This window comes from Nonomuraea sp. NPDC049486 (assembly GCF_040676925.1).
Lineage (GTDB): Bacteria > Actinomycetota > Actinomycetes > Streptosporangiales > Streptosporangiaceae > Nonomuraea > Nonomuraea ferruginea.
The window spans coordinates 57,823-84,719 of the sequence record NZ_JBFAPV010000003.1 but is presented as its reverse complement, the minus strand read 5'-3'; the positions used below and the strand labels follow the sequence as shown (position 1 = coordinate 84,719).

27 protein-coding genes are annotated in these 26,897 nt (G+C 70.3%); 11 read left to right on the top strand and 16 right to left on the bottom strand.

Features of this window, described 5'->3' with window-relative positions:
• From AB0K05_RS09255 to AB0K05_RS09230, 6 genes are read right to left on the bottom strand one after another with little or no spacing between them, the layout of a single operon-like run.
• The gene (locus AB0K05_RS09255; RefSeq protein WP_271275997.1) at positions 1-819 is read right to left on the bottom strand and encodes a carbohydrate ABC transporter permease; all 819 of its coding nucleotides are present in this window, start codon (positions 817-819) and stop codon (positions 1-3) included.
• Positions 816-1,694 carry a sugar ABC transporter permease gene (locus tag AB0K05_RS09250; protein ID WP_271275998.1) on the bottom strand — a complete coding sequence of 293 codons (879 nt, stop codon included), beginning with the start codon at positions 1,692-1,694 and terminating at the stop codon, positions 816-818. Before AB0K05_RS09250 ends, AB0K05_RS09255 begins: the two co-directional genes overlap by 4 nt.
• Entirely contained in the window at positions 1,695-2,954 is a 1,260-nt protein-coding gene (locus tag AB0K05_RS09245; protein WP_364228145.1) for an extracellular solute-binding protein, read from the bottom strand.
• Between the two features lie 9 nt (positions 2,955-2,963).
• Positions 2,964-4,322 (bottom strand): cellulose binding domain-containing protein, encoded by a 1,359-nt coding sequence (locus AB0K05_RS09240; protein WP_271276000.1) that lies wholly within the window; start codon positions 4,320-4,322, stop codon positions 2,964-2,966.
• 59 nt (positions 4,323-4,381) lie between these two features.
• Positions 4,382-5,128, bottom strand: coding sequence for an SIS domain-containing protein (locus AB0K05_RS09235; protein ID WP_364228142.1), 747 nt, complete (start codon positions 5,126-5,128; stop codon positions 4,382-4,384).
• Positions 5,125-5,994: a MurR/RpiR family transcriptional regulator gene (locus AB0K05_RS09230; RefSeq protein ID WP_364228140.1), complete on the bottom strand. Its 870-nt coding sequence runs from the start codon at positions 5,992-5,994 to the stop codon at positions 5,125-5,127. Before AB0K05_RS09230 ends, AB0K05_RS09235 begins: the two co-directional genes overlap by 4 nt.
• A 136-nt stretch (positions 5,995-6,130) precedes the next feature.
• Between AB0K05_RS09230 and AB0K05_RS09225 the strand changes: the two genes are divergently transcribed.
• Positions 6,131-6,265, top strand: coding sequence for a hypothetical protein (locus AB0K05_RS09225; RefSeq protein ID WP_364228138.1), 135 nt, complete (start codon positions 6,131-6,133; stop codon positions 6,263-6,265).
• On the top strand, positions 6,262-7,419 hold the full coding sequence (locus AB0K05_RS09220; RefSeq protein ID WP_364228136.1) for a methyltransferase domain-containing protein: 1,158 nt from the start codon (positions 6,262-6,264) through the stop codon (positions 7,417-7,419). The genes AB0K05_RS09225 and AB0K05_RS09220 overlap by 4 nt, the downstream gene beginning before the upstream one ends.
• A 57-nt stretch (positions 7,420-7,476) precedes the next feature.
• Here the strand turns inward: AB0K05_RS09220 and AB0K05_RS09215 are convergent, their stop codons facing one another.
• The 6 genes from AB0K05_RS09215 to AB0K05_RS09190 all read right to left on the bottom strand — a co-directional run bounded on the left by AB0K05_RS09215 (position 7,477) and on the right by AB0K05_RS09190 (position 14,458).
• A complete protein-coding gene (locus AB0K05_RS09215) occupies positions 7,477-8,367 on the bottom strand; it encodes a hypothetical protein (RefSeq protein WP_364228134.1) in 891 nt (296 codons plus the stop codon).
• A 993-nt stretch (positions 8,368-9,360) separates the two neighbouring features.
• On the bottom strand, positions 9,361-10,893 hold the full coding sequence (locus AB0K05_RS09210; protein WP_364228132.1) for an AAA family ATPase: 1,533 nt from the start codon (positions 10,891-10,893) through the stop codon (positions 9,361-9,363).
• Positions 10,894-11,174: 281 nt separating this feature from the next.
• Positions 11,175-11,651 (bottom strand): hypothetical protein, encoded by a 477-nt coding sequence (locus tag AB0K05_RS09205; RefSeq protein ID WP_148033661.1) that lies wholly within the window; start codon positions 11,649-11,651, stop codon positions 11,175-11,177.
• A gap of 225 nt (positions 11,652-11,876) precedes the next feature.
• The gene (locus tag AB0K05_RS09200) at positions 11,877-12,938 is read right to left on the bottom strand and encodes a hypothetical protein (protein WP_364228130.1); all 1,062 of its coding nucleotides are present in this window, start codon (positions 12,936-12,938) and stop codon (positions 11,877-11,879) included.
• 90 nt (positions 12,939-13,028) lie between these two features.
• Entirely contained in the window at positions 13,029-13,928 is a 900-nt protein-coding gene (locus AB0K05_RS09195) for a hypothetical protein (protein WP_364228128.1), read from the bottom strand.
• A complete protein-coding gene (locus AB0K05_RS09190; RefSeq protein WP_148033664.1) occupies positions 13,925-14,458 on the bottom strand; it encodes an RNA polymerase sigma factor in 534 nt (177 codons plus the stop codon). The genes AB0K05_RS09195 and AB0K05_RS09190 overlap by 4 nt, the downstream gene beginning before the upstream one ends.
• A 168-nt stretch (positions 14,459-14,626) precedes the next feature.
• Between AB0K05_RS09190 and AB0K05_RS09185 the strand changes: the two genes are divergently transcribed.
• Complete coding sequence (locus AB0K05_RS09185; protein ID WP_364228122.1) at positions 14,627-15,475, top strand: LysR family transcriptional regulator; 849 nt, start codon at positions 14,627-14,629, stop codon at positions 15,473-15,475.
• A gap of 16 nt (positions 15,476-15,491) precedes the next feature.
• Positions 15,492-16,133 (top strand): MerR family transcriptional regulator, encoded by a 642-nt coding sequence (locus tag AB0K05_RS09180; RefSeq protein ID WP_364228120.1) that lies wholly within the window; start codon positions 15,492-15,494, stop codon positions 16,131-16,133.
• On the opposite strand, the gene AB0K05_RS09175 is transcribed toward AB0K05_RS09180, so the two are convergent.
• Positions 16,121-16,903 (bottom strand): SDR family NAD(P)-dependent oxidoreductase, encoded by a 783-nt coding sequence (locus AB0K05_RS09175; protein ID WP_364228118.1) that lies wholly within the window; start codon positions 16,901-16,903, stop codon positions 16,121-16,123. The two genes, AB0K05_RS09180 and AB0K05_RS09175, sit on opposite strands and share 13 nt — an antisense overlap.
• 100 nt (positions 16,904-17,003) lie before the next feature.
• On the opposite strand from AB0K05_RS09175, the gene AB0K05_RS09170 reads away from it, so the two are divergent.
• A complete protein-coding gene (locus AB0K05_RS09170) occupies positions 17,004-17,483 on the top strand; it encodes a MarR family winged helix-turn-helix transcriptional regulator (protein WP_219550229.1) in 480 nt (159 codons plus the stop codon).
• A gap of 36 nt (positions 17,484-17,519) precedes the next feature.
• The gene (locus AB0K05_RS09165; protein ID WP_271276016.1) at positions 17,520-18,392 is read left to right on the top strand and encodes an alpha/beta hydrolase; all 873 of its coding nucleotides are present in this window, start codon (positions 17,520-17,522) and stop codon (positions 18,390-18,392) included.
• On the opposite strand, the gene AB0K05_RS09160 is transcribed toward AB0K05_RS09165, so the two are convergent.
• Positions 18,378-18,872 (bottom strand): NUDIX domain-containing protein, encoded by a 495-nt coding sequence (locus AB0K05_RS09160; protein WP_148033670.1) that lies wholly within the window; start codon positions 18,870-18,872, stop codon positions 18,378-18,380. The two genes, AB0K05_RS09165 and AB0K05_RS09160, sit on opposite strands and share 15 nt — an antisense overlap.
• 32 nt (positions 18,873-18,904) lie before the next feature.
• Entirely contained in the window at positions 18,905-19,579 is a 675-nt protein-coding gene (locus tag AB0K05_RS09155) for a ThuA domain-containing protein (protein ID WP_364228115.1), read from the bottom strand.
• 105 nt (positions 19,580-19,684) lie between these two features.
• On the opposite strand from AB0K05_RS09155, the gene AB0K05_RS09150 reads away from it, so the two are divergent.
• The 4 genes from AB0K05_RS09150 to AB0K05_RS09135 are packed head-to-tail and all read left to right on the top strand — an operon-like array spanning position 19,685 to position 24,498.
• Positions 19,685-20,563: an RNA polymerase sigma-70 factor gene (locus AB0K05_RS09150; protein ID WP_364228113.1), complete on the top strand. Its 879-nt coding sequence runs from the start codon at positions 19,685-19,687 to the stop codon at positions 20,561-20,563.
• Between the two features lie 27 nt (positions 20,564-20,590).
• Positions 20,591-21,352: an SDR family oxidoreductase gene (locus tag AB0K05_RS09145; RefSeq protein ID WP_148033673.1), complete on the top strand. Its 762-nt coding sequence runs from the start codon at positions 20,591-20,593 to the stop codon at positions 21,350-21,352.
• 57 nt (positions 21,353-21,409) lie between these two features.
• A complete protein-coding gene (locus AB0K05_RS09140; RefSeq protein WP_148033674.1) occupies positions 21,410-23,059 on the top strand; it encodes an FAD-dependent oxidoreductase in 1,650 nt (549 codons plus the stop codon).
• On the top strand, positions 23,056-24,498 hold the full coding sequence (locus tag AB0K05_RS09135) for an ATP-binding protein (RefSeq protein WP_271276019.1): 1,443 nt from the start codon (positions 23,056-23,058) through the stop codon (positions 24,496-24,498). Before AB0K05_RS09140 ends, AB0K05_RS09135 begins: the two co-directional genes overlap by 4 nt.
• On the opposite strand, the gene AB0K05_RS09130 is transcribed toward AB0K05_RS09135, so the two are convergent.
• The gene (locus AB0K05_RS09130; protein ID WP_271276020.1) at positions 24,470-25,696 is read right to left on the bottom strand and encodes an alpha/beta fold hydrolase; all 1,227 of its coding nucleotides are present in this window, start codon (positions 25,694-25,696) and stop codon (positions 24,470-24,472) included. The two genes, AB0K05_RS09135 and AB0K05_RS09130, sit on opposite strands and share 29 nt — an antisense overlap.
• 35 nt (positions 25,697-25,731) lie before the next feature.
• On the opposite strand from AB0K05_RS09130, the gene AB0K05_RS09125 reads away from it, so the two are divergent.
• Positions 25,732-26,865: a M20 family metallopeptidase gene (locus AB0K05_RS09125; protein WP_364228109.1), complete on the top strand. Its 1,134-nt coding sequence runs from the start codon at positions 25,732-25,734 to the stop codon at positions 26,863-26,865.
• Positions 26,866-26,897: the final 32 nt, after the last annotated feature.

The following is a 26,897-nucleotide window of genomic DNA, read 5'->3' as shown; positions in this document are numbered from 1 at the left end:
TCAGCCTTTGACGGCGCCCGCGGTCATGCCCGTGCCGACGCGGCGTTGCAGGAAGAGGAAGAGCAGCAGGACCGGCAGGGCGAAGAGGCCCGCCGCCGCCATCGTCGCTCCCCAGTCCGTGCCGAAGACGTCACGGAAGGACGACAGCCAGACCGGCAGGGTCCGCTTGTCCTGGTCCTTGATGATGAGCACGTTCACGAACGCGAACTCGTTCCACGCCGTGATGAACCCGAACAGCGACGTCGCCATCAGCCCCGGCGCCAGCAGCGGGAACGTCACCCGCCGGAACGCCACCAGCCGCGAGCACCCGTCCACCTGCGCCGCCTCCTCCAGCTCCGGCGGGATCGCGGCGAGGAAGCCGCGGAGCGTGACGATGGTGAAGGGCAGGGTGATCATGAAGTACACCCCGGTCAGCATGGCCAGCGAGTCCAGCAGGTCGGTGTCCCTGGCGATGATGAACACCGGCACCAGCAGCGCCTCCCACGGCGCCATCTGGGCGGCGAACACCATGACCACGAACGCGCCGCGGCCCCGCCACCGCATCCGCGTCGCCGCGAACGCCGCCGCCATCGCCACCACCAGCGCCAGCAGCACGGCCGCCACCGTCACCAGCAGGCTGTTGCGCCAGAAGGTCCAGAACCCCGGCGCGTTCACGGCCGTGACGAAGTGGTCGAGCGTCGGCGAGGAGGGCCAGAAGGTGGGGGTGGCCGCCTGGATGTCCCGGGTCGGCTTGAACGCCGTCAGATACATCCAGTAGACCGGGAAGATCGTCACCACCAGCACGGCCAGCGCGACGGCGTTCAGGGCGAGCCTTCTCATGATCCGACCATCCGTCGCAGGTTGCTGATCAGGGCCACGACCAGGATCAGCACGGTGAGCATGGCGACCGCCGAGCCGAGGTCGTACCGGTGCAGCACCCTGGCGATCTTGAACGCGTACACCGGCAGGGTGGTCGTGGCGTCGCCCGGCCCGCCCTGGCTGAGCACCCAGATCTGCGGGAAGCACTTGGCCACCCAGATCACCTCCAGCGAGACGATCAGGGCGAAGAGGGTGCGCAGCATCGGCAGCGTGACCTGCCAGAAGATCTGCCACCCGGTGCCGCCGTCGATCCGCGCCGACTCGTACAGCTCGGCGGGAATGGTGGTCAGCCCGGCGTAGAGGGTGAGCGCCGCGAACGGCACCGACTGCCAGACCACCAGCACGACGAGCACCGCGAAGGTGGCGTCGCCGTCGGCGAACCAGGTGTAGCCGCGGAAGGAGTCGAGGCCGAGCGTGACCAGCAGCCAGTTGACCACGCCCAGCTCCGACTGGAACAGCCACTGGAAGACGGTGGTGGCCGCGATGATCGGGGTGGCCCAGGCCAGCGCCAGCGCGCTCATCAGGGCCAGCCGCATGCCGCGCCGCAGCCGTACGAGCAGCAGCGCGACGGCGGTGGACAGGACCACGATGAGCACCACGTTCACCGCGGTCCACCAGACGGTGCGCAGCAGCACCGCCCAGAACTCGTCCCCGGACAGCAGCTCCGCGTAGTTGCCGAAGCCGATGAAGGCGGCCCCGCCCTTGATCAGCTCGCCCATGCGGAAGTGCTGGAGGGAGATCACCGCCGCCTTGGCGACCGGGTAGAGCAGGAGGAAGGCCCCACCGGCCACCGTGGGCGCGATGAGCAGGTAGGGCCAGAAGGGACGGCCGCGCACTCAGGACCCGCTGTTGAGGGTGGCCGTGATGGACTCCGACGTCTTCCTCGCCTCCGTCGCGGGGTCGCCGCCGGTGAGCACCGCGGTCATGTACTGCTTGATGACCGAGGTGGCCTCGACGGCGGCCCAGTTGGGGGTGTTGGGGGTGGCCCGGCCGTTGGCGGCGCCGGTGGCCATGGCGGCGGTGCCCTCGTCGCCGGAGAGCACGCCGGCGAGCGAGGTGCGGTTCGGCACGAAGCTCATGGCCTTGGCCAGGTCGGTCTGGAACTCCTCCCCGGCCAGCGCCTTGACGACCTCGTACGCCTCCTCCTGGTGCTGGGAGGCGACCGGGACGATCAGGTCGGAGCCGCCGGTGAACACCGAGCCGGGCTTGTCGGGCGTCTTCCCCGGGATCGGGAAATATCCGATCTTGTCCTTGAGCTCTGGCTCGACCTCCAGGACGCGGGCGGCGATGCCGGGCACCGCGATGATCTGCGCGACCTTGCCCTGGGCGAACACCTCGTGCTGCGGCGGGTTGGCCTCGTCGGCGTCCTTGGGGCCCTTGCCGAGAGCCTGGAGGCGCTGGTAGAACTCCATGCCGGCGAGGGCCTGCGGGGTGTCGAGCGCGCCCTTCCACCGGCCGCCCTCCTGGACGGCGAGGTCGCCGCCCTCGTCCCAGATGAAGCCGGCCAGCGCGTACCAGGTCTGCCCGGTCAGGTAGATGCCCTGGTTACCCCCTTGATTCAGCTTTTTCGTGATTTCCAGCCATTCATCACGGGTTTTCGGTGGCTGGACGTCGGCCTTCGCGAACAGGTCCTTGTGGTAGACCACCACCCGGTTCGCCGCGTACCAGGGGATCCCGTACTGCTTGCCGTCGATGTTCCCCGGCTGGGCCAGGCCGGGCAGCCAGTCCTCGCCCCTGAGGTCGGCGACCTTGGCGGTGAGGTCGGTGACGCCGCCGCTGGCCGCGTACTGGGCGACCTGGGTGTTGCCGACCTCGATCACGTCCGGCGCGTCGGTGCTGGCCAGCGCGGCCGTCACCCGCTCGCCGATGCCGTCCCAGGCCTGGATCTGGATGTCCAGGTCCACCTCAGGATGGGCGGCCTCGTAGCCGGTCTCGAACGTCTTGAGCAGGTCCTGCGTGACGCTGCCGTCCATGATCCAGACGGTCAGCCCGGCGGGGCCGCTGCTCTCGGGCGCCGCGCCGGTCCCGGCGTCCGAGCCGCACGCCGCCGCGGCCAGGGCCAGGGCCGCCACCGCGGCGGTGAGTCGGTGCTTCATCGCGCTCTCTCAGGAGTTGGGGACGGTGTCGCGGAACGAGGTGCCCTCGGCGCGCAGGTCGCCGACCCGGCTCAGCACGCCGGCGGGCGAGACGACCTCGTTCCTGGCGTGGTAGACCCAGTCGACCTGCTGGCGGTAGGTGCGGGTGCCGGTGGCGGCCTGGAGGTCGATGAACCACTGGTTGAACATGATCCACATGGGTGTCTCGGGGTAGTGGATCCCGCCGTGGTCGGCGAACAGGCGGCCGTCCACGTAGTACTTGATCCGCCCGCCCGACACCTGGATCACCAGGTCGTGCCAGCCGGCGAAGCTCGCGCGCTCCTCGGTGTGGGTGTTCACCGCCTGCCACGGCTCACCCTGGTAGGTCTCCCAGCTCGTGGCGTAGAGGATGTTCGAGGGCTCGCCCCAGCCGCCGTTCGGCAGATACTCGAAGTCCAGCTCGCCGTAGTCCGGGTCGAGGTTGAAGCGGAGCGGGGTGATGGTGAAGAACGTCTGCACGACGTGCTCGCCGTCCGGGCCGCTGGTCGGGGCGTCGCTGAAGCGCACCCTGGCCGCGTACGTGCCCTCGAAGAACTTCCGGCCGGCCGTCGACAGCTCGGTGTGCACGGTCCCGCCGGCGGTGCCGTCGGTGCGCGAGTCGAGCGTCAGCAGCCCGCCGGGGAACGTGATCGCCGACGGCGACCAGGTGGCCCCGGGCACGCCCGGCCCGCCGGAGCTGGAGCGCACGGTCCAGCCGCGCTGGGCCAGTCGCGGGTCGGACGAGTTCGTGTACGAGAAGTCGTCGAACAGCACGCCGCCGGGGCCGGGCGGCGGGTCCGTCGGCGTGGGCGTCGGGCCGGGGTCGCTGCCCGAGGGGGTGCCCCAGGCCAGGGTGCCGCCGACGTACACGGTGACCTTGTCCCAGTCGGTGTAGGAGGTCTGGGGGCCGTAGGAGTAGTCGTCGCTCTGGGTGAACGTCTGCCAGTCTGCGCGGTAGAAGCGGAGCTGCAGGTCGCGGGTGCTCGCGCCGGGGGCCAGGGTGCCCGAGGTGAAGCCCACCTCCAGGTACTGGGCCGGGCCCTCCTGGTCGACGAAGTGTCCCGTCACGGTCGAGCATCCGACCACGGCCCAGGAGCAGGCGAAGCGGTAGGTCTCGGTGCCGGTGAGGTAGTAGCGGATCTTGACCTGGTTCAGCTGGATCGTGGTGGTGCCGTCGTTGATCAGCTGGAGCCAGGGCTCTGCCTGGGCGGTGGTCGCGCCGGGGGCGCTGGTGCGGTACTGGAGGCGTACCGACTGGGCGGCGCCCGCCGGGGAGGCCACGAGGGTGGTGATGAGGAGGGCGAGGGGGAGGGTTAAGGACAGCAGGATTTTTCCGACATTTCGTGACATGGGTGGGGTTCTCCTTGGTGTGCGGTCCCCCGATGTCGAACGGTCCCCCGAGATCGTGGTCAGGTGCCGCGGCGCAGGCGGCCCTCGTACAGCGCTTCGAGCTTGAGGTTGTGCTCGTCGCCCCCGGGCACGTTGGCGGACAGGTAGACGGGCGGCGCCTGCCCCGCCTCCAGCAGGTCGCGTACGGTCCGCGCCACGACGAGCTGGGCGATGAGCGCGGAGGTGATGGTGGAGACCGCGCCGGTGGCGCCACCGCCGGGCAGCGGCAGCACCGCGTCCCCGTACGGCGCCCGGTTGTCGAGCACGACGTCGGCGAGGTCGGTGAGCTTGCGGCCCGAGGGGTGACGGGAGGCGACCGCGCCGCTGTGGGCCTGCGAGGTGATGGCGACCAGGTCGTGGCCGCGCTCCTTGACCAGCGTCGCCAGCTCGACCACGACGCCGTTGACGCCGGAGTTGGAGATGACGACGAACAGGTCCTCTCGTTCGACAGGGGCCAGGTCGAGGATGGTGCGGGCGACGACCGGGTCGCGTTCGAGGTCGTAGCGGTCGAGCGTCTCCCGGGGGGCGTTCCCGTACAGGACGATGTCCCTGAGCGCGAGGCGGTTGGTGGGGACAAGGCCGCCGGCCCGGCCGGCGATCTCCATGGCGACGGCTTCAGAGTGGCCGGAGCCGAAGGCGTGGATGACGCCGCCGCTGGTCAACGCCTTGACGAAGAGGTCGGCGGCTTTCTGGATGGCGGGGTCGGCGGGGATCTGTTCGACGAGGTCGGCGATATGGTCGGCGAATTTTTCCGGATTTATCGTCATGAATCACCTTCCGAGAGGCGGTGCCCCGCCACGGCCCTGACCGTCACGTCGAAGGCCTGCTTGGTCCGCTCGTACGTACGCTGCGCGACCGACACGTAGACCACGTCCAGCACGAGCAGCTGCGAGTGGATCGCGGCGAACCCGTCGGACCGGAACGTCGTCTCCCTGCTGGCGGTGGTCAGCACCAGCTCGGCCACCTCGGCCAGCGGCGAGCGCGGGTTCGACGTCACGGCCACGGTGATCGCGCCGTGGCTGCCGGCCTCGGCCAGCACCTCGATCGCCTCGCGCGTCCGGCCGCTGTGGGAGATGCCGATCGCCACGTCGCCCTGCCCGAGCAGCGCCGCGTCGGTGAGCGCGCTGTGCGCGTCGGACCTGCTCCAGGTGGGGATGCGGATGCGCTGCAGCCGGTACTCCATCTCGCTGGCCACGGCCGCGCTGCTCGACACCCCGAACAGCAGCACCCGCCCCGCCCGCGCGATGGCCTGCGCCACCTTCTCCACCACGGCCAGGTCGAGCTGGTCGCCCGTCTCCTGGATGAGCCGGATGTCGTTGCCCGACACCACGCCCAGCACCTTCTCCAGGGTGTCGCCGGGCAGGATCTCCTGGCCGATGTCGGTCTGCCAGGTCTGCTGGTTGACCCGTCCCATCTCGGTGGCCACGGCGACCCGCAGCTCCGCGTACCCACCGAAGCCGAGGGCGCGGCAGAAGCGGGTGATGGTGGCGGTGGAGGTGCCGCTGCGCTCGGCGAGATCGACGATGGTCAGGCGGGCGGCCACGGCGGGGTTCTCCAAGATGGCGTCGGCCACCTTGCGCAGCGCGTCGGGCATCTCATGCCGCTCGGTCCTGATCCGGCCAAGGAGCTCCATGCGGTGAAAATTATGCTCAGACAGGCCCCCGGTCAAGCGGTGCAAATAATAATTCTTGACCGAAGCGCGTTCTTGCACCTTGACGTAATCTTGCGATCACTTGGAGTCACCGAGGCCGCGAGAGGAGACCACGCCGATGGGCGGGAAGCACGCAGGGGAACCGAAGAAGGACAAGCCGCTCAAGCCCGGCCAGGATCCGAAGGACGACAGCTGGCCGGGCGGGAAGGGCAGGCATGCCAAGGGCGACGGGAAGGACGAGAAGAAAAAATGATCAGCTCCCGCAACCGCGCCGAGGCACTCATCCAGAATCTCGGCTCCCTGGACCGGCGGGTGGCCGACGCCATACGCGCGGTGCCGCGCCACCTGTTCGTGCCGCCCGTCGCCCTGGCATGCCCCGACGACGGGGACGAACGCGTCATCGACCGGGAGGCCGACCCCGCCGCCTGGTGGGAGGCGGTCTACTCCGACATCCCCATCGTCACGCAGCTTGACGACGGCTCCACCGATATCAGGGCCGCCTCCGGCCGCCACACGTCGGCGTCCTCCGCACCCTGCATCATCGCCCGCTTCCTGGAGTGGCTCAACCCCGAGCCGGGCCACCGGGTGCTGGAGATCGGCACCGGCACCGGCTGGACCGCCGCCCTGCTCTGCCACATGGTCGGCACCGCCAACGTGACCTCGATCGAGGTCGATCCCGTGGTGGCGGAGCAGGCGGCGAAGAACCTGGGCGACGCCGGGTTCCAGCCGCACCTGATCGTCGGCGACGGCGCGGAGGGCTGCCCATCGAGGGCGCCGTACGACCGTGTGCACGTCACCTGCGGTGTTCGTACGGTGCCGTACACGTGGGTGGAGCAGTCAAGACCGGGAGCCGTGATCGCGGCGCCCTTCATGCAGGATTTCCAGACCAACTTCGCGCTCCGGCTCGTCGTCACCCCTGACGGCGTCGCCCATGGCCGGTTCCCCGGGCTCGCCTCGTACATGCTGATGCGTGCCCAGCGTTCCCTCCCAGGCCGGCAACCTCATGAGACGGAGAACAAGCGGCACCTCACCACCCGCATCGACCCCCGCACGATCGCCTACGCCCCCATCGGAGCCGATCTCGCCATCGGAGCGATGACCGGGCTCACCGCCCACGGCAGCGACGAACCCGACGAGGACGGGGAGCTCTACCGGATGTGGGTCACCGACCCGCGCAACCCCGACACCTGGGCCGTGATGGACTGGCGGCCGGGCTGCGAGGAGTACGAAGTGTTCCAGGTGGGCGACCGGCCCGTCTGGGAGGAGGTCACGGACGCCTACTTCCGGTGGGTGGGCTGGGGTGAGCCCGACTTCGATCGGTTCGGCATGACGGTCGGGCCGGACGGGCAGCGGATCTGGCTGGACCGGCCGGGGCACCCGCTCACCGGCCGTTTGTCCGGCAACTGACATGTCGCCCGGTGCGGCTCCGGGCCGGGCGACATGGCACACGTCCAGGGACCCCGGTCACCACAGAGCCGGCTCGCACACCATGCTGCCGGCGGTCTCGCAGTTGAGCCGGGCGTCGATGATGTGGACGGCGCGGACCCGCTTGTCGTCGAGGAGCAGGCGCAGTTCGCTCGGAGCGGTGTTGTCGTCGACGTACCCGACGATGCGGCCACGTGCGGCGGCCTCCTGCAGGTTCGGCAGTTGAAGCCCCACAGCGGACAGGACGCTCTGGTCGGCCGAGCGGAGCAGGGCGACCCACGCGCGGAACTCTTCGAAGAGGGGCAGGTCCTCACAGTTGCGCGCCACCCGCCGCTCCTCGCATGCCGGGGTCCTGTCCCAGTACAGGGGGACGTCGCCGGCCAGCCCGGAAGAGATCAGGATGTTGTCCCCACGGACTCCGTAAGCGTTCTCGTACTGTTCGGAGGTCATCGGGGTGCGCAGCTCGACGACGGCCGTCACGGCGACACCGTTGCCCAACTGGTCGAGCAGGCCGGCGCTGTCGTCCGGCTGCTTCTCCGCGCCGAGTCGCCGCAGCACCTGGCGCATGCGGGTATCGGGGAACACCGGCTTGTGGATATCGGACGTCCCGGCGGGAGAGATCAGGGTGCTGCCACGGACGTTGCGGTAGATGTCGAATGATTGGACGGAATAGGGCTCCTCCCCGGCGCGGGCCCACTGCGGCTCCGCCGCCACCCGGACGGAATGCTCGTCGGCAGGTCGTCCCGGCCACGACACCGTGGCGAAGCGGAACTCGGGATTCGCGACGGAGATCCCGTTCCTGGCGACGACATAGAAGTGCTCGCGCCCATCGCCCACCTGGACGTCGCGCCCGTCGGACTCGCAGCCGGTCAGGAACACGAGCATCAGCGCGGCAGCCGCGCACTTCCGTAAAATGCCGGTACCGATCATGACGTCTCCTTCTATGGGAGTGCGCGGCGGCGGCCACAGGTTGTATTTATGGACACGGCCATGTGGTCACGGTGGTCTCCTCGATGATGAGTCCGGCCCGAGCGAGGCAGCCATCGATCAGATGGGGCCGGTTTTGGATCTTCTTGAGCTTTCGCTGGATGATCCGGACGAGTGTGGTCAGGCCGGTGACACGAAGTCGGCCATGGCGCAGTGCATCAGCTCGGGGCGTAGGCCCGGAGCCGTTGGACGCGCAACCAGTCAGCGTTGGCCTCGGCGCAACCGACCAGCCGGCGAACGGGTGCGCATTCAGGTTGTCCCAGCACCACACCAGCGGCGTGCGGAATTGCTGGTGGACCCACCGTGATCAGGTCGCGGCAGTCGCTCCAGGCTGAGCTCTTGGGGTCGTTATTGCGCCCGTCCGCCGCGGTGACCTTGCAGCCGGCCACACCTCCTGCCGCCAGGCGGCGATGACCTCCTCATGTGTAGTCAGCGACGATCACGCATGGCGGCTTCGACCCGTAGACCGATCCCGATGGCCGCTGCGCAGATGAAAAGAAGCAAGACTTGGAAAGGCGGCTCCCCATCAGCGAAGACGAGCGCGGCTACGGCCGAACCACCACTCGTGAGCAGTAAGGCTGAGCCGACCATACGAAGCATCCCAACAGCCTCTCGTGCCTTCTCTCCGGAAGTCTTCAGCTGGTATTTCCATAGCAAGATCATCTCACAGCATCAAATAGGAGGCGGAAGATCACCTTGATCAATATGACAAAGATCACAAATTAAAGGACGGGAAACCTGTAACCCTTCTGGAGTCTCAAACGAAACCCAACGGGCAAGATTTTTTGGGTAATCGGTAATTCGGATTTCTTTATCCAGATTGCTCTCAACGTGTAGTCATATAGCCGCGATCAGTGGTGAATAAATCGACTCCAACACCGCACCGGTTGTCTGCGACGAGAGCCGACGAGGCCACCGCCTGCGCCACGTACTCCACTATGCGCGGAGAACCGTGACCTGGCGGCCGGACGGGGTGGTCGCCTCCTCGAAGGCGCCTCGGTCCTGCCACGGCGGGGCCTCGGGGCGCCGGTCGAAGATCACCAGGACGCCGGTGGTGAGGCTGAGCCGGTCGAGGTACCCGTCGAGCTGGGCCAGCCCTTCAGTCAGCGGGTCGTCCTTGCCGACTCGCCAGACCTTGAGCTCCATCGCTTCGCGCTGCACCAGGCGTTCGCCGTCCGGGCCGGTGTAGGGCCAGCGGACGAGCACGTCCAGGCGTTTGGTGCCGGCGGCGTACTCGCGATCGAGATAGCCTCCGCCGTTGACCAGGCGGTGCAGGAAGGCCATGAGGATGATCTGGCAGGCGGCCTCGTGGTAGTTCTCCTGACGGATGAGCACCTCGCCGTGCTCGCGCCAGAAGACCACGAACTCCTCCAGCAGCCGGGGCAGGTCGAACCGGCCGTCCGGCAGCACGAAACTCCGCGGATCCGCGCGCACGTTCTGTTGCGACGAATCGCCCAGCACGCGCAGGATGACCTCCCGGTAGATCGGGTTGGCCACCTCCAGCGGGGGTTTCTGCTTGATCAGCCCCAGGTCACGGACATAGGACAGATCGTCGGACAAGGCGGAGTCGGTGTAGAGGTCGCCGGCCACGATCGGTTCCATCACCCGCTTGACCCGGGGCTCGCGCAATCGCGCCATCAGGGAGTCCAGGTGCATGGCCCGCGCCCGGATCAGCCGCTCCTTGGCCTCATCCACCCGCGCGACAGTGACGGCATCGGTCACCCCCATCTCCACGATGATCTCGTGGGCGAGGGCGTTGACCAGCCATGGCTGTCCTTGGGTCAGCTCGAAGGCCCGGTCGACGGCGTCCTTGGTGAACTCTTGGCCGGTCGCCTCGGTGTGCTGGTCGTACAGCTCGCCGATCTGGCCGGCGGTGAAGTCGCCCAGGCGCAGGGACTTGGTGACGATGTTGAACGGGCTGATCGGGTTCGACCGGTCGGCGTCGCCGCCGCAGGCGACCTTGTAGTCACGCACGTCGCGCAGCCCGCACAGCACCACGGACGCGGGGAACGGACGCCCCTTCGGCCGCGCGTTGTGGCCGTCACGGAGCTGGCTGAGAATGCTGATCATGCTGTTGCCCTGCAGGCCGTCGATCTCGTCCATGAGCAGCACCACCCGGCGCGGGCTGCGACGGCACCACTCGGTCAGCGCCGAATCGAACCTGGTGCCCGCCGGAGCCTGCGGCCAAGAATCCGGTGGCAGCAGCTCCTCCGGCCAGCCCGACCACTCGGCGGCCTGGCGGAGTGACCTCAGCAGAATCTCCTCCGCCGCCGCGTAGTCGTCACCGGCCGACTTGGCACGCTCGCAGGAGAACGTCAAGGCGACGGTGTCACCCTCTGCGGTCAGCTCGGATGCCAGGGCTTCCAGCGCGGTCGTCTTACCGGTCTGCCGGGGCGCGTGCAGCGCGAAGTATCGATCCAGGTCGATCAGCACTCGCGCCTCGGGGATCCGCGGCGTGGGGGGCAACATGTAATGGCGTTGCGGGTCGCAAGGACCCGCGGTGTTGAAGGATCTCGCCCGGGGTGGACGCACAGTCACATAGTGTCATCTCCCCTTGCGCTGAGTGGGGAGATCATGAGCGGTCACTGGTTCGATGAGGGCTTCGCGTGCGCTGACCACCCCGCCGATGGCCGTCTGGCCCGATAGACCCTGGAAACGGCGGACGTCAAGATCAAGGGCGTCCCCGCGATAAGCGAGGACGCCCCGGTCGCCGGCCCGGTGCGGTCATGGCGCGCCCGGGGACGCGGTGGTCAGTTGAAGGGGTTGTCGTACGTGATGCTGCTCCTGGTGCGCATCATGTATCCGCTGCTGCTGAACCAGCCTCCGGTCACGTCGAAGCGGACGTTGCTCACGGTGCCGCCGAACTGCACCTCGGCGTTGTACAGGAAGACCCGCTGGCACCCGGGAGCGGTCGTGGTGCCGGACTCCACGGGCCATGTCGAGTTCGCGCCGTTGACGATGATCTGGAAGTAGGGCGCGGGGTAGGCGCTCTGCCAGCACAGGCGCAGCGCGTAGCGGTACTTCGTGTTCCCGTCGTCGAACGCCACCGTGCCGTCCAGCAGGGCCAGCGCCCCGTAGCCGCCGGTCGCATTGAGCTGCACGTAGACGGGCTGGTCCGGGCCGTATGCCGCGTGTGCGGGGCTGATCGGCAGGAGTGCGACGGCCAGGGCCGCGAGGGCGGCGGCGATCGACGCCGCCAGACGACGTCCTTTCGAGCGTACGGTCAATTCACACCTCTCCGTTTCGGAAGTGCCAGGTGCCCGGAGATTAGGAGGGCGTCGCAGGCCGGTCCAGCACGGCGCGTCGATGCGGCCGATCCGGTCAGCCGCTAAATGCCACTTCAAGGGCGTCCTTGGGAACGCTGTTCATGGTCACCTGGGAAGAGAGGCAGGGCTTCCGGTCGAAATTTGCGACATTACGGTGAAAGTTTCACAGGCCGCCCGAGTCCTTCTTCAGCCGTAAAGCTGGTCGTCGTCCTTGGGCCAGGCGGCGGGAACGCATTCGCCGTGTTCATCGTCTTCGCAGTGATCCCGGGTCCGCACGATGTACATGGTCTTGACATGGTTCAGCTTCAGCAGCTTACGCAGAAGAACAGGGTTCGCGTCCTGCTCGATGTAGCCGTACGACTTTCCACTGGCCGCCTTTCTGAGCCGGTCGAGGCTCAAGCCGAAGTGACGCAGCGCCGGCTCGTCAGATGGCTCCAGGCGGTTCACCCAGGCCTCGAAGCTCTGCGTCATCCTGTCGGAGCTACCCTGACAGCTCTGGCAGAAGGGCCTCTGGCTGTAGTCCCAGTAGACGATCGGGTCGCGCCGAGTGGGAGGCGCGAGAATCGCGTTGTCGAAATGCAGATGTTTCCTGCTCCGAACGTCCTCAGCGGTCATGGGTTTCTTCCATTCGACGACCGCGGTCACATCCTTTGTCCGGCCGATCTCTTTCAGCACCTCGTCGACTTCCTTCTTCGCCGGTACGGTCTCGGCTCCGGACCTTCCGAGGCGGCGAAGCGTCATGGTCAGCGCGGTGGTGTCAGGCAGCGTGTCGAGTTCATGAAGAACGTTCTCGACCTGCAGATGCGCGCGGCCATAGGGTTCCGTGTAGTAGAGGCGTCCTGAGTCGCTGTCCTGGCGGATGAGGAAATTCGCGGAGGCGCCGGCTTCGGGGCCGAGGAGCGGCTCGATGCCCAGTTCGACGGCCATCTCGCCCTCCTCACGTTCCCATGCCCAGTCGGCGCGCGTCAGCGAATATTCGGGGTGGGTGATCCGGAAGGCGTTGGCGACGACGTGGCCGAACTCCGTGATGTCGGAGTAGCGGTGCCGAGGTTCACCTCGGTCCTGGTCGAGGAAGCCGCACGACATCAGGGTCGCGCAGCATAATCCGGCCAGTACCGGCCGACTCCATCTTGTGAACATCACGCTCCTGAACGGCCGTTCCTGGATTTCCGGCACCTTCCAAGAAAGGTGGGCGGTGCGGATGACGGGGATTTCCATCAGGCCGAGCAGTTCGTCCCGTCCGGCCACCGCCCTGAGCCGGGACAATAGATGCTTACGGCCGCAGCGGAAAGCCCCCGACTCCGAGTGCCTTGAGAGCCAGGGGCATAGCTGTGCGCGTTACCGGCCGCTCGTCAGTTCGCGGGGCTTGGGTCCGCCGTAGAGGGGGTTGAGGGGCACGCGTTCCTCGGACACGATGAGCCGGACCACGCCGTCGGCGTGCGGTTCGGCGTCCCAGACGATCCAGTCGTCGCCGACGGGAAGCGACTGGTCGTCAGGATCGAGGCCGAATCCCTGGCCGTCCGGGTTCGGCTCGATGATCTGGTAGACCACCTGGAGACCGCGCCGCTCCGCCTCCTTCCGCACCACGCTCACGGGCCGCTCGTCCACCCGGAAGCCGCTCAGCATCCCGCCCGCCTTGGTGGCGGTGCCGTGCGACTTGTACACCTCACCGGGCTTGGCCGCCCGGCCGAGCCTGATGTAGGCGCGGCCGCTCAGGTTCTCGTCCACCTTGATGACCAGATGGCAGCCTTCCTCGCCGATCAGGCAGCCGTCCGGCTCGATGCCGGTGACCAGGGTGTTGGGACCTCCCGACGTCATTCCGGACCTTCCCCCACCGAGGTGATGGCCCACGTGGTCGGGTGCGGCCGGCACGATCTCCAGCGTCACGTCGACCCCCACCGCGCGGAACGCCTCCTCGTACAGGGCCCAGTCGGCGTGCGGGTCCTTCACCCTGGCCACCCAGAGGCCGTCCCGCAGCTCGATGTGCATCGCCGCGTTGGCGTACGAGGTCGCGCCGTGCGGGCCGGCCACCAGGGTGGGGCCGACCACGAGGGCCGACGTGAACGCGGCGGCGACCGCGAGCCCGAGGACCAGGCGGCGCCTCGGCCGGCGTGTCCTCGCCGGGGATGGAGGCTCGGCGGTGAGGATCGCGTCGAAGAGGGCTCGGGCCGCCGGCCCGGTGGATCGGCCCGCCAGGTCCTCGTCACGGACGCGGGCGAGCCCTTGCAGTTCGTTCATGTCGGCTCCACGGCGAATCGGTTGGCGGTGATTCCGTCGTCTTCCAGCGCTTGGGAAAGGCGCTTGCGTGCCCGGTGCAGGCGGATCCGGACGGCGTTGCGGGAGATGTCCAGGACGGTGGCGATCTGGCCGTGGTCCAGCCCTTCCCAGGCGACCAGCGCCAGCAGTTCACGGTCGGCGTCGGGCAGCCCGGCGAACGCCCGCGCGATCACGTCCCGTTCGGCGGCGCCCTCCGGTGAGCGGGTGTAGACGTCGGCGATGTCGGCGGTCAGCGTCGCCAGTCTCGACTGCCGGTGCGCCTGGCCCCGGCGGTGGTTGGCGAGCACGTTCCTGGCGACCCCGTACAGCCACAACCTGGCCTCGTCGCCGCGCGGCAGGGAGTCGACGCGCCGCCAGGCGGTGGCGAACGTCTCGGCCACCACGTCGGCGGCGTCCTCGGGAGTGGCGCAGCGCCGTACGGCGTAGCCGAGTATCTGCTCGTAGGTCTGCTGGTACACGGCCTCGAACCGGCGCCTCCGGTCGTCATCCACGGGCGGTCCCCATGGTCGGCCCCCTCATCTCCAGGAATTGTCAGGACATCCCCTACATGTCGGCGAGTGAGGCACCATTTCACCCTTCCGCAATCGACTCCGGGTCTTCACACCCGCTGCCGGGTTCTGTAAGACAGAGGTGCGATCATCTGACTGGCGAGGTGTCCGATGGATCTGCGGCACATCAGGTACGCGATCACGATCGCCCGCGCCGGGAGCCTGCGCCGGGCCGCGGCCGTCCTGCACATCGCCCAGCCCACGCTGTCGGAGCAGCTCAGGGCGCTGGAGAAGGAGATCGGGGTGGAGTTGTTCACCCGGTCCTCAAGCGGGGTCCGGCTCAGCGCGGCCGGGGAGGCGTTCCTGGCGCAGGCGACGGTGGCGGTGGCGGCGTTCGAGCGGGCGGTGGCGGCCGCGCGGCGCACGGATCAGTGCACCCGGCTGGGGGTGGCGGACGGGCTGGGCGACGTGGTGGCGCGGCTGCTGTCGCCGCTGCCGGACGCGCCGCTGCGGGTCGCGCCGATGGGCACGGCGGAGCAGCTCGTCTCGCTGATGGATGGAACGCTTCAGGCGGGGCTCGGGTACGCGCCGGGCTCGCTGCCGCGTGGGGTGGCGCGCATGCTCGTGCATCGCTCCCCCGTGCGCGCCCTGCTTCCCCGCGACCATCGGCTCGCGTCGCGGGGGCGGCTGCCGCTGGCCGCGCTGGCGGCGGAGCCGCTGGTGATGCCGGAGTCGGAGGCGGTGGCGGGGGCGCGGCGGTTCCTGGAGGCGTTCGTGCGGCACCGGCTGCATCCCCGGCTGGGAGCTTCGGGTTCGACGCACGAGCTGGTGATCGCCATGGTGGCCGACGGCGCCGGATACACGTTGTGTGTGCGGGAAGGGACGCCGGTGCCGGAGTCGCTGGCGTTCGTGCCGATCGCGGAGGACGTGCCGCCGATCGAGATCGTGCTGTTGTGGAACCGCCAGGCCGAGGTGCACGATCTACTGGGAGCGGCCCGGCATCTGGCACGGCATGGATAGTGCTACTATCCAACAGATGCGGATGTCCGAGCTGAGCGCCAGGTCCGGCGTCGCCATACCCACGATCAAGTACTACCTGCGCGAGGGGCTGCTCCACCAGGGCGAGCAGGTGGCCGCCACCCGCGCCGAATACGACGAGTCCCACCTGCGCAGGCTCCGCCTGATCAGGGCCATGGTGGAGGTCGGCAGGCTGCCGATCGCGGCCGTCAAGAAGGTGGTGGCCGCGATCGAGGACGAGTCGCTGCCCTTCCACCACATGCTGGGCACCGCCCACTACGCGCTGAGCCCTCAGGTCGAGCCGGAGCCGACGCCCGAGTGGGAGGCCGCGAAGGCCGAGGTGGACGCGCTCATCGCCGACCTCGGCTGGCAGGTGAACCCCGAGGCCCCGGGCAGGAACGAACTGACCCAGACCATGGCCAGGATGCGCCGGCTCGGCATGGGCGACGATATCCGCAAATATGCCGAGATGGCGGAGCGGCTGGTGCGGGAGGTGGATCTCGACGCCATCCCGGTGAGCGACGACCGTGACACCGCCGTCGAGGCGCTGGTGCTCGGCACGGTCCTGTACGGGCGGGCACTGGAGGCGCTGCGCCGCCTCGCCCAGGAGTCGGAGTCGGCCCGCCGCTTCACTCGCGGGGGGCCCGGTCAGCCCACGTGAGGCGCGCGGGCGGCCGACGACCCCTCGCGGACCAGCTCGCCCGTCAGGTTGCCGTTGGCCGCCGAGCCCAGGAAGACCACGAGCCTGGCCACGTCCTCCGGATCCGAGAGCCGCCGCGTCGGCACGCCGGCCGCCAGCTCGTCGATGATCGTCCGAGGGAACCCGGAGGCCTTCTCGGTCAGCGTGAAGCCGGGCGCGACCACGTTGACCAGGATGCCGTCGCGCCCGCCCTCCCACGCCAGCGCGCGGGCCATCCCGTGCAGCCCCGCCTTGGCGGTCCCGTACGGACCGGGACCGGGCAGGCCCTCCTCCGCGACCCCCGAGGAGATCAGCACGATCCGCCCCCAGCCGCGGGCACGCATGCCGGGCAGCACGCCCCGCACGGCGGCCGCGGCGCCCACCAGGTTGGCGCCGACCATGGCCAGCCACTCCTCGACCGGCACGTCCTCGAACCGGACCGCCGGGTCCGGCGCGTCGCCGCCCCAGCGGACGGCGTTGGCCACGAGCACGTCCACCCGCCCCCAGCGCGCCAGCACGGCGTCCACGGCGCGCCGCGCCGACGGCAGGTCCTCCAGGTCCATCGGGGTGACGAACGGCTCGCCGCCCGCCTCCGTGATCGCCGCCGCGACCGCGCGGGCCGCCTCTTCCCCCTTCCGGTACGTGATCGCGACCTTCGCGCCTTCACGGGCGAAGGCCACGGCGGTGGCGGCGCCGATGCCGGACGACCCTCCGGTCACCAGGACGACGCGCTCTCGCAGGCCGGTGTCCATGCCTGCTCCTCTCGTTCGGACCGATTCGTTGGCGTACGAGATAGATGCAATCATAAATCGTCTCAAAGGCAAATTATTTGTCGCTGATACGCTTTGCGTTATGTGTGGTCAGATGGGCAGCCCGCTCCGGCGAGACCTGCACTGGCTGGCCGCCCGGCTCAAGATCGGCCTGCACGGGATCGAGGAGCGGATCGCCGCCCGCCACGGCATGAGCCTGTGGGGCTACACGGTCCTGGTCGAGGTCGTGAGCGGCCCGGCGCGCACCCAGCTCGCGCTGGCCGCCGCCGTGCCGGTGGACAAGACGAAGCTGGTGGCCATCCTGGACGAGCTGGAGTCGTCGGCCCTGGTGCGCCGCCGCCCCGACCCGCGCGACCGGCGGGCGCGGCTGGTCGACCCGACCGACGCCGGCCGCGAGGCTTGCGAGGCCGCCTCCGCCGAGATCAGGGCGGTCGAGGACGACCTGCTCTCCGACCTCGAACCCGGCGAGCGCGAGCGGTTCGTCGACGCGCTCCAGCGCATCGTGCTGACCCGGCTGGAGGACGCGTCCGGCCACGTGCCGGGCGGGCAGGGCTGCCCCTGACGCATCCCGGGCCCGCCGCCGGGTAGAGCGGGCCGGATGTTCGACGGATTCGCGGAGAGCCGCGTGGACACCGGCGAGGCGGAGCTGTACGTCAGGCACGGCGGCGACGGGCCGCCGCTGCTGCTCCTGCACGGCCACCCCAGGACGCACGCCACCTGGCACCGGACGGCTCCCCTGCTCGCCGCCCGCCACACGGTGGTCTGTCCTGATCTGCGGGGGTACGGGCGCTCGTCCAAGCCGCAGACCACTCCGGGCCACGAGCCCTACTCCAAGCGCGCCATGGCACGGGACCTGGTCGCCCTCATGCGCGCGCTGGGCCACGACCGGTTCGCCGTGGCCGGCCACGACCGGGGCGCCTACGTGGCGCACCGGCTGGCCGCCGACCACCCGGACGCGGTGACGCACCTGGTGATCATGGACGCGGTCCCCATCGGCGAGGCGCTGGCCCGCTGCGACGCGGAGTTCGCGGCGCGCTGGTGGCACTGGTTCTTCCTCGGTCAGACGGCCAAGCCCGCCGAGCGGGTGATCAACGCCGACCCGGACGCGTGGTACGGCTCCGGTCCCGAGCAGATGGGCGCGGAGGCGTACGAGGACTATCGCCGCGCCATCCACGACCCCGCGACCGTGCACGCGATGTGTGAGGACTACCGGGCCGGGCTCGGCCCGGACCGCGCCGCCGACGACGCCGACCGGGCGGCGGGCCGCAGGATCGGCTGCCCGGTGCTGGTGCTCTGGGCGACCCGCGACGACATGGAGGAGTTGTACGGCGACCCGGTCGGGGTGTGGCGCTCGTGGGCGGAGGACGTGCGGGGCCACGCCGTGGAGGGCGGGCACCACCTGGCCGAGGACGCGCCCGCCGAGCTGGCGGCGGCCCTCGCGGGCTTCCTGAAGGAGTCAGCGGCGGGCTAGGGCGAGATAGCGGGTGAAGGCGTCCTGGCCGTCGGGGGTGAACGGCCAGCGCCAGACGGCCAGCCGCAGCTCGCCCTCGCTCATCCACCCGTGCCACGGCACCCGCTCGGGGTCGGGCCGCGGCTCCCCCGCCAGGACGGCCTCGTGCACCCCCAGCCAGTAGGAGCCGGACACGCCCCGGCACAGGAACCTGACCACGGGCCGCACCGGCACCCGCGCGCCCAGCTGCTCGGCCAGCCCGCGGGCCGCCGCCTGCTCGTAGGACTCCCCTGGGGTGACGGCCCCGCCCACCGTCACGTCGTAGTAGCCGGGGAAGCGGTCGGCGCGGTCGGAGCGCCGGAAGACGAGGATCCGGCCCTCCTCGTCACGGCAGATCGAGGTGGCGACGCGGTGCAGCCAGCCCCGCCTGGCGGCCTCCGCGCGGTCGGCCACGCCGAGCACATCGTCCTGTTCGTCGACGCGTTCCACGAGTTGGTTCACCCGCCCACGATCGCAGGCGGGTGTGACGTTTTTCAGTCTCGGACCGTGACCGGCCGTTTCAGCAGCCAGAGCGCGGCACGTTGCAGCAGTGTCCGATGGACCTCGTTGTCGTAGGCGCGGGTGTCGTGGCCCAGCGCGTCGTAGAAGACCCGGCCGCGCCGGACCGGGCGGGCCCACATGAGCGGCTGGCCGTTGGACGAGGCCAGCGGCCGCACGTCGGGCAGCAGGTCGAGGTCGCTGTAGACCTCGTCCACGACGTCGAAGTCGCGCAGCCCGTCCACGACCGGGTGGCCGCCGTGGACGCGCACGCCGGTCCAGCCGAGCGGCGGGTGGTGGGACTTGGGCCAGGCCCAGCAGCCGCCCAGGACGCGCGGCCAGCCCTGCCAGTCGTCGAAGCAGATGGCCGCGGCGTGCATGCACAGCAGGCCGCCGCCCTGCTCCAGGTGGTCGAGCAGAGTGGTGCGGGCCTGGGCGGGGAGCGTGAAGCGCCACCGGTCGCGCAGGTCGGCGAACCGGTCGAGATCCATCTGCCAGCGCAGCGCGTTGACGGTGATGAGCTGGACCTCCGGCGGCTCGCTCAGCGCGCCGGCGATGTCTTCGGTGACCTCCGACTCGACCCCCACCTCCGCGAGCACCTCGGCGAGCGCCGCCGAGGTCGCGTCGAAGTCGTGGAACGGGCCTCCTGACAGGATCAGATTGCGTGCCACCCGCCAAGCTCATCACGCCCGCCCCGGGTTTTCCACCCGGTGCCCCGCCACACCCGGCTCCGCTCGCCGGCGAAGCGGATGCGCCCGGCGGAGGAGCGGCGGTCCATGACGGGTACGCTGCGCGGCATGACGGTGGACGACTTCGAGGCCTACCGTCCCATGCTGATCGGGCTGGCCTACCGCCTGCTGGGCAGCATGTGGGACGCCGAGGACGTGGTCCAGGACGCGTGGTTGCGCTGGTCGGCGACGGACCGGGAGGACGTGCGGGAGCCGCGGGCGTTCCTGATCACCGTGGTGTCGCGGCTGGCGCTCGACCAGTTGCGCTCGGCCCGGGTGAAGCGGGAGGCCTACGCCGGCCCGTGGCTGCCCGAGCCGGTCGCGGACGGCGACGCCGGGCCGATGGACACGGCCGAGCTGCGCGACACGGTGTCGTTCGCGACCCTGCACATGATGGAGCGCCTGTCGCCGCCCGAGCGCGCGGTGTTCGTGCTGCGGGAGGCGTTCGAGCTGCCGTACGACCAGATCCGCGAGATCATCGGCGTGTCCGTCGCGAACGCGCGCCAGCTGCACCACCGCGCCACCCGCCGGCTGGCCGAGGGGCGCGACCGGTTCCGGCCGTCGCCGGAGGAGCACGCCGAGCTGTTCAACCGGTTCATCGCGGCGGCCGCGGAAGGCGAGCTGGAAGCGCTCGCGGAGCTGCTCCACGACGACGTGGTGTTCTACGGCGACGGCGGCGGCAAGGTCCGCTCCGCGCTGCGCCCGGTGGTCGGCCGCGACAAGGTGGTGCGCTTCCTGGCCGGGCTGTGGACGCGCTACCCGTACGGCAGGGCCGCGATCGGCTCGGCCAACGGCCAGCCCGTGCTCTGGAGCCTGCTGGGCGACCACATGCAGCTGCTCGCGGTGGACATGCGCGACGGCCGGGTCCGCACGATGTACGGAGTGCTCAATCCGGACAAACTCACCCGCGTGCGCCCGCCGATGTGAGAGTCCGTCCGGCTCTATAGTCCAGTCATGGATCTCGGTATCTCAGGCAAGGTCGCACTCGTCACGGGCGGCAGCGCGGGCATCGGGCTCGCCGCCGCCAAGAGCCTCGCGCGGGAGGGCTGTGACGTGTGCGTCGCCGCGCGCAACCCGGAACGCCTCGCCGACGCGGTGGTGGAGCTCCAGGAGTACGGCAAGGTGGTGCACGCCGTGCTCGCCGACGTGGAGGACCCGCAGTCGGCCGAGCGGCTGGTACGCGAGACGCGCGACGTCCTCGGGCCGATCGACATCCTGGTCGCCAACGCGGGCGGGCCGCCCCCGGGCCGGTTCGTGGACGTGACCGCGGCCGAATGGGACGTGGCGGTGCAGCGCAACCTGCTCGGCACCGTACGGCTGATGCGGGCCGCGCTGCCGGAGATGCGCGCCCGCGGCTGGGGCCGGATCGTCACCGTGACCAGCAGGTCGGCCAGGGAGGCCATCGACGGGCTGGCCCTGTCGAACGCCACCCGCTCGGCCGTGGCCGGCATGGTGCGCACCCTCGCCCGCGAGGTGGGCGGCGACGGCGTGCTGGTCAACAACGTGATGCCGGGGCCCATCGACACCGACCGGCTGCGTGACCTGTCCGGCGGCGTGGAAGGGCTGGCGGAGCGGGGGGCGAACGTGCCGCTGGGGCGCGTCGGCCGGGCGGAGGAGGTCGGCGACGTGGTGGCGTTCCTCGCCAGCGAGCGCGCCTCGTTCGTCAACGGGATCTCGCTGCTGGTGGACGGCGGCGAAAGCCGCGTCATCGCTTGACCCGACGGGCAGGAAAGAAGGCATCCTGCACATAGGGGACAAATGGAAGGCAGGGGCATGGACAAGCCGGTCATCGTGACGGTCGACGACGACCCGGGGGTGTCGAGGGCCGTCGCTCGCGACCTCCGGCGCCGTTACGGGCAGCACTACAGGATCGTCCGCGCCGAGACGGCCGTGCAGGGGCTGGAAGCGGTCCGTGAGATGCGGCTGCGGGGTGACGAGGTCTGCGCCATCCTCGCCGACTACCGCATGCCGCAGATGAACGGGGTGGAGTTCCTCGAAGCGGCGATGGACATGTACCCGTACGCCCGGCGGGTGCTGCTGACGGCCTACGCCGACACCGACGCGGCCATCCAGGCGATCAACGTGGTCGACCTGGATCACTACCTGCTCAAGCCGTGGGACCCGCCCGAGGAGAAGTTCTACCCGGTGATCGACGGCCAGCTCGACGCCTGGCAGCGCACCGACCGGGTGGAGGTGGCGGAGCTGCGGGTGGTGGGCGACCGCTGGTCCCGGCCGTCCTACAAGGTGCGTGAGTTCCTGGCCCGCAACCACGTGCCCTACCAGTGGATGCTGGCCGAGGACCCGGAGGGCGCGCAGCTCGTCGCGGCGGCCGGCGACGACTGCCACCTGCCGCTGGTGGTCACCGCCGACGGGTCGATGCTGCAGGCGCCCGACCAGTCCACACTGGCCTCGACGGTCGGCCTGTCGACCACGCCGGCCACCGACTTCTACGACCTGATCGTGGTCGGCGGCGGCCCGGCCGGGCTGGGCGCGGCCGTCTACGGCGCCTCCGAGGGGCTGCGCACGGTGCTGGTGGAGGCGCACGCCTCGGGCGGGCAGGCGGGCCAGAGCTCGCGCATCGAGAACTACCTGGGCTTCCCCGACGGGGTGTCCGGGCAGCAGCTCGCCGACCGGGCCCGCAGGCAGGCACTGCGGTTCGGCGCCGAGCTGCTGACCACGCGCAGGGTGACCCGCCTGGAGCCGCGCGGGCAGGCGCGGGTGGTCGGCTTCGAGGACGGCGGCGAGATCGCCGCGCACGCGGTCATCCTGGCCACCGGCGTCGCCTACCGCCGCCTCGACGCGCCCGGCCTGGACGACTTCGTCGGCCGGGGCGTCTTCTACGGGGCGGCGCTGACGGAGGCGCCGTCGTGCCGCGGTCAGGACGTCTACATCGTGGGCGCCGCCAACTCGGCCGGCCAGGCGGCCGTCTACCTGTCGGGATTCGCCAGGACCGTGCATCTGTTGGTGAGAGGTGACGGTCTGGAGAAGTCCATGTCCCACTACCTCATCGAGCAGATCCAGGCGGTCCCCAACATCGAGGTCCACCTGGAGACGCGGGTGACCGGCGGCAAGGGCGACGGGCACCTGCAGCACCTGACCCTGTCGAGCGGGGGCCAGGAGCGCGTCGTCGACGCGCAGTGGCTGTTCGTGTTCATCGGCGCGCAGCCGTACACCTCGTGGCTGGACGACACGGTCGAGCGTGACGAGAAGGGGTTCGTGCTCACCGGGCCCGACCTGGTGCAGGGCGGGCAGCGGCCGCGCAACTGGACGCTGCGCCGCCAGCCCTACTTCCTGGAGACGAACGTGCCGGGGGTGCTCGCGGCCGGTGACGTGCGCGCCGAGTCGATCAAGAGGGTGGCCTCCGCCGTCGGGGAGGGCGCGATGGCCGTCGCGCTCGTACACCGCTATTTGGAGAAGCAGTGACAGACACAGTCGACATCGACGAACTGCGCAAGCTCTTCCTGTTCGAGCGGCTGACCGACGAGCAGCTCACCAAGCTCGCCACCAGCGGCCGGATGACGACCGCCGAGCAGGACGAGGACGTCGTGTGCCAGGGCGAGCCGGCCGACTGCTTCGTGGTGCTGATGGAGGGCGAGGTGCAGATGATCTCCGAGACCGTCAGCGCCGGCACCGTCGCCATGCCCCGCACCTCGCAGCCCGGCGTCTACGGCGGCGCCACCTCCGCCTACCTGGGCGACCGGGCGCCGCAGACCTACCAGCACACGCTGCGGGCCACCGCGCCGTCGCGGCTGTTCGTGCTCCCGGCCAAGAAGTTCGCCTACATCGTGACCGAGTGGTTCCCGATGGCGATGCACCTGCTCGACGGGCTGCAGTCCGGCGGGCGCATGCAGCGGGAGATGATCGACAGGCGGCAGCGGCTCACCGCGCTCGGCACCATCACGGCCGGGCTCACCCACGAGCTGAACAACCCGGCGGCGGCCGCGGTCCGCGCGGTGAGCGAGCTGCGCTCACTGGTCAGGTCGTCGCGGGTGGAGCTGGCCCAGCTCGCCGAGAACGGCATCCCGCCCGAGCGGCTGCGCGCGCTCATCGAGATGCAGGAGGCGTGCATGGAGGCGGTCGGCAAGCTGCCCTCCCGCAGCCCGCTGGAGATCTCCGACGCCGAGGACGAGCTGGGCGACGCGCTGGACGAGCTCGGCGTCGAGGACGCGTGGGACCTGGCTCCCGCCCTGGTCAGCGCCGGGTTCGGCACCGAGCACCTCGACAAGGTGCGGCGCGAGGCCGGCGCGGAGCACGCGCCGGCGGCGCTGCGCTGGCTGTCGGAGGCGGTGGAGATCTCGCAGATGCTCAACGAGGTCACCGAGGCCACCGAGCGGATCACCACGCTGATCCGCTCGGCCAAGGAGTACTCCCAGATGGACCGGGCCCCGTTCCAGGTGCTCGACCTGCACGGCCTGCTCGACAGCACGATCGCGATCTTCCGCGGCAAGCTGCCGCCGGGCATCACCGTGGTCACCGACTACGACCGGACGCTGCCGCCGGTGCCCTGCTACGGCGGCGAGCTCAACCAGGTGTGGACCAACCTGATCCACAACGCCCTCGACGCCATGGACGACGAGGGCACGCTGACCATCCGCACCGCGTACGACGAGGACGAGGCGATCGTGGAGATCGGCGACACCGGCCACGGCGTGCCGGAGGAGATCAAGGATCGGATCTTCGAGCCGTTCTTCACCACCAAGTCCGTCGGCCAGGGCACCGGGCTGGGGCTCGACATCTCGTACCGGATCGTGGCGGGGCGGCACGGCGGCGAGATCAAGGTGCGCTCGGTGCCGGGCGAGACCTGGTTCGAGGTGCGGCTGCCGCTGCGTGAGGCTAACGGGGGTCGATCACCATCCGCATGAGCCGGGGCACGATCTGATCCGCGGCGACGCGGAAGCCGTCGTGCTCGAACTCGTTGGTCACCCACACGCGCAGGTTGCCGACCCTCCCGGCGGTCTCCAGCGACAGCCCGGCGTCCACGAACATGTCGTCGTGGTAGACGACGGCGGCGACCGGCACCTCGTTGGCGGCCAGCCGGTCCAGGTCGTAGAGCGGCGGCCAGTCGTCGGCGGCGGCGAGCAGCTCGGCGGCGCCCTTGAACGGCCGCAGGGACCGGATCGCGTCGAACATCCAGGGATAGACCATCTCGCCGGTGAACATGCCGAACGTGCCGAAGTCGGCGGGGAACAACCGCTCGGCCGCCCAGCGGGTGGCGGCGCCCTGGGCGTAGATGATCTCCTGCAGCACGGCGTAGAGCGGGTTGCCGACGAACCCGGTCTCCGTCATGACCTCGTACAGGAACGGGTCGGCGAGCCGGTCGCCGTCCCAGGCCTCCGCGAGCTGCCAGTGGAGGCGCTCCGAGCCGTCGCCCATGCCGAGCTTCATGCCGAGGGTACGGAAGCGCTCCACGGTCAGCCGGTCGCCGTCGGGCAGCAGCACCTCTTCCCCGGCCAGGTGCTCGGCGACGCGCCGGGCCGCGGCCTCGTCCCCGGGATAGCGGAGGTGGTGGCGGCGGACCTTGGCGCGGACCCGCTCGTAGGTGCGGGCGTAGACGTCGTCGGCGGTGGCGTCGAGGCCGGGCAGCCCGCCGGTGACGTGGCACGCCCTGAGCCCTTCCGGCGCCCTGGACAGGTAGGTGAGGGTGATGAAGCCGCCGTAGCTCTGCCCCCACGTCTCCCACTTCTCGACGCCGAGCGCCTTCCTGATGTGCTCGCAGTCGTCCACGATCGCGTCGGCGCGGAAGTGCCGCAGGTAACCCGCCAGTTCCTCGTCCGTGCCGACGGGCGAGACCGGGGTGCTGCGGCCGGTGCCGCGCTGGTCGAGCAGGAGCACGCGGTGGGTGCGCAGCAGCGGCCGCCAGTGACCGGGGCCGGTGGGCCTGGGCGAGCTGCCGCCGGGGCCGCCCTGGAGGAACAGCGCCCACGGCAGGTCGCCGGTGACGGCCGGGTCGCGGATCTCCCGGGCGAACACCTGGATGGTCCGGCCGCCGGGGTCGGCGTGGTCGAGGGGGACGGTGAACACGTGGTCGGCGACCGTGATGCCGGGCATGGTGACTTTCACGCTTGGATGGTCTCACCTCTGAAGGAAGGAACCCCATGTCGATCGAGGAGTGGTCCCGGCAGGCGCTGCCCGCGATGCTGGACGACATCAGGGCGCTGGTCGAGCTGGAGACCCCCAGCCACGACAAGCCCGCGCTCGTCCGCGGGCTGCGCGCCGTCCGCGAGCTGACCGCCGAGCGACTCGGCCCGCCCGCGGGCGAGACCCTGCACGACGGCGGACAGTACGGGGACGTGCTGGAGCTGCGGTACGCGGGCACCGCGCCGGGTGAGGTGCTGCTGCTCGGCCACTACGACACGGTGTGGCCCGCGGGCACGCTGGCGGCCTGGCCGTTCGCGATCGAGGACGGGCGGATGACCGGGCCCGGCGTGTTCGACATGAAGACGGGGCTGGTGCAGGCGATCTGGGCGGTGCGCGGGCTGCGTGAGCTGGGGCTGCCGCATCCGGGCGTGCGGTTCCTGTTCAACGGTGACGAGGAGATCGGCAGCCTGGCGTCACGGCCGCGCATCGAGGCCGCGAGCGAGGGGATGCTGGCCACCCTCGTGTTCGAGGCGTCGCTGCGGGGCGCGCTGAAGACGTCGCGCAAGGGGGTGGGCCTGTTCGACGTGACGGTGACCGGTGTGGAGGCGCACGCCGGGCTCGACCCGGCGGCGGGCGCGAGCGCCATCCACGCGCTGGCCGAGCTGGTCACCCGCATCGCCGCCGGGGCCGCGCCTGAACGTGGCACGACCGTGAACGTCGGCCTGATCAGCGGCGGCTCCGGCCGCAACGTGGCCGCCGGCCTGGCGACGTGCGGGGTGGACGTACGGGTGAGCGACTTCGCGGAGATGGCCAGGGTCGACGAGCTGTTCGCCGGCCTCGACGCCGCGGACCCGCGCGTGACGGTGTCGGTGACCGGCGGCTGGAACCGGCCGCCGATGACGCCGAACCCGCCGTCGCAGCGCCTGTTCAAGGAGGCCCAGGCGGTGGCCGCCGGGCAGGGCTGGACGCTGGAGGAGGCCGCGGTGGGCGGCGCCAGCGACGGCAACTTCGTCTCCGGGCTGGGCCGGCCGGTGCTCGACGGCATCGGCGCGGTCGGCGACGGCGCGCACGCCCGGCACGAGCACGTCCTCGTCGGCCACATCCCGGAACGCACCGCCCTGACGATCGGACTCCTCACCGCCCTGGCCTGAGGCGGCCCGCTCCGCCGTGGCGGAGCGGGCGC

What these genes read in the sequence shown, in the direction of transcription:
- AB0K05_RS09255 (WP_271275997.1), bottom strand. Translation starts at nt 819, where the DNA reads ATGAGAAGGCTCGCCCTGAACGCCGTCGCGCTGGCCGTGCTGGTGGTG.
- AB0K05_RS09245 (WP_364228145.1), bottom strand. Translation starts at nt 2,954, where the DNA reads ATGAAGCACCGACTCACCGCCGCGGTGGCGGCCCTGGCCCTGGCCGCG.
- AB0K05_RS09240 (WP_271276000.1), bottom strand. Translation starts at nt 4,322, where the DNA reads ATGTCACGAAATGTCGGAAAAATCCTGCTGTCCTTAACCCTCCCCCTC.
- AB0K05_RS09235 (WP_364228142.1), bottom strand. Translation starts at nt 5,128, where the DNA reads ATGACGATAAATCCGGAAAAATTCGCCGACCATATCGCCGACCTCGTC.
- AB0K05_RS09230 (WP_364228140.1), bottom strand. Translation starts at nt 5,994, where the DNA reads ATGGAGCTCCTTGGCCGGATCAGGACCGAGCGGCATGAGATGCCCGAC.
- AB0K05_RS09225 (WP_364228138.1), top strand. Translation starts at nt 6,131, where the DNA reads ATGGGCGGGAAGCACGCAGGGGAACCGAAGAAGGACAAGCCGCTCAAG.
- AB0K05_RS09220 (WP_364228136.1), top strand. Translation starts at nt 6,262, where the DNA reads ATGATCAGCTCCCGCAACCGCGCCGAGGCACTCATCCAGAATCTCGGC.
- AB0K05_RS09215 (WP_364228134.1), bottom strand. Translation starts at nt 8,367, where the DNA reads ATGATCGGTACCGGCATTTTACGGAAGTGCGCGGCTGCCGCGCTGATG.
- AB0K05_RS09210 (WP_364228132.1), bottom strand. Translation starts at nt 10,893, where the DNA reads ATGTTGCCCCCCACGCCGCGGATCCCCGAGGCGCGAGTGCTGATCGAC.
- AB0K05_RS09195 (WP_364228128.1), bottom strand. Translation starts at nt 13,928, where the DNA reads ATGAACGAACTGCAAGGGCTCGCCCGCGTCCGTGACGAGGACCTGGCG.
- AB0K05_RS09185 (WP_364228122.1), top strand. Translation starts at nt 14,627, where the DNA reads ATGGATCTGCGGCACATCAGGTACGCGATCACGATCGCCCGCGCCGGG.
- AB0K05_RS09180 (WP_364228120.1), top strand. Translation starts at nt 15,492, where the DNA reads ATGCGGATGTCCGAGCTGAGCGCCAGGTCCGGCGTCGCCATACCCACG.
- AB0K05_RS09175 (WP_364228118.1), bottom strand. Translation starts at nt 16,903, where the DNA reads ATGGACACCGGCCTGCGAGAGCGCGTCGTCCTGGTGACCGGAGGGTCG.
- AB0K05_RS09170 (WP_219550229.1), top strand. Translation starts at nt 17,004, where the DNA reads ATGTGTGGTCAGATGGGCAGCCCGCTCCGGCGAGACCTGCACTGGCTG.
- AB0K05_RS09165 (WP_271276016.1), top strand. Translation starts at nt 17,520, where the DNA reads ATGTTCGACGGATTCGCGGAGAGCCGCGTGGACACCGGCGAGGCGGAG.
- AB0K05_RS09150 (WP_364228113.1), top strand. Translation starts at nt 19,685, where the DNA reads ATGACGGGTACGCTGCGCGGCATGACGGTGGACGACTTCGAGGCCTAC.
- AB0K05_RS09145 (WP_148033673.1), top strand. Translation starts at nt 20,591, where the DNA reads ATGGATCTCGGTATCTCAGGCAAGGTCGCACTCGTCACGGGCGGCAGC.
- AB0K05_RS09140 (WP_148033674.1), top strand. Translation starts at nt 21,410, where the DNA reads ATGGACAAGCCGGTCATCGTGACGGTCGACGACGACCCGGGGGTGTCG.
- AB0K05_RS09125 (WP_364228109.1), top strand. Translation starts at nt 25,732, where the DNA reads ATGTCGATCGAGGAGTGGTCCCGGCAGGCGCTGCCCGCGATGCTGGAC.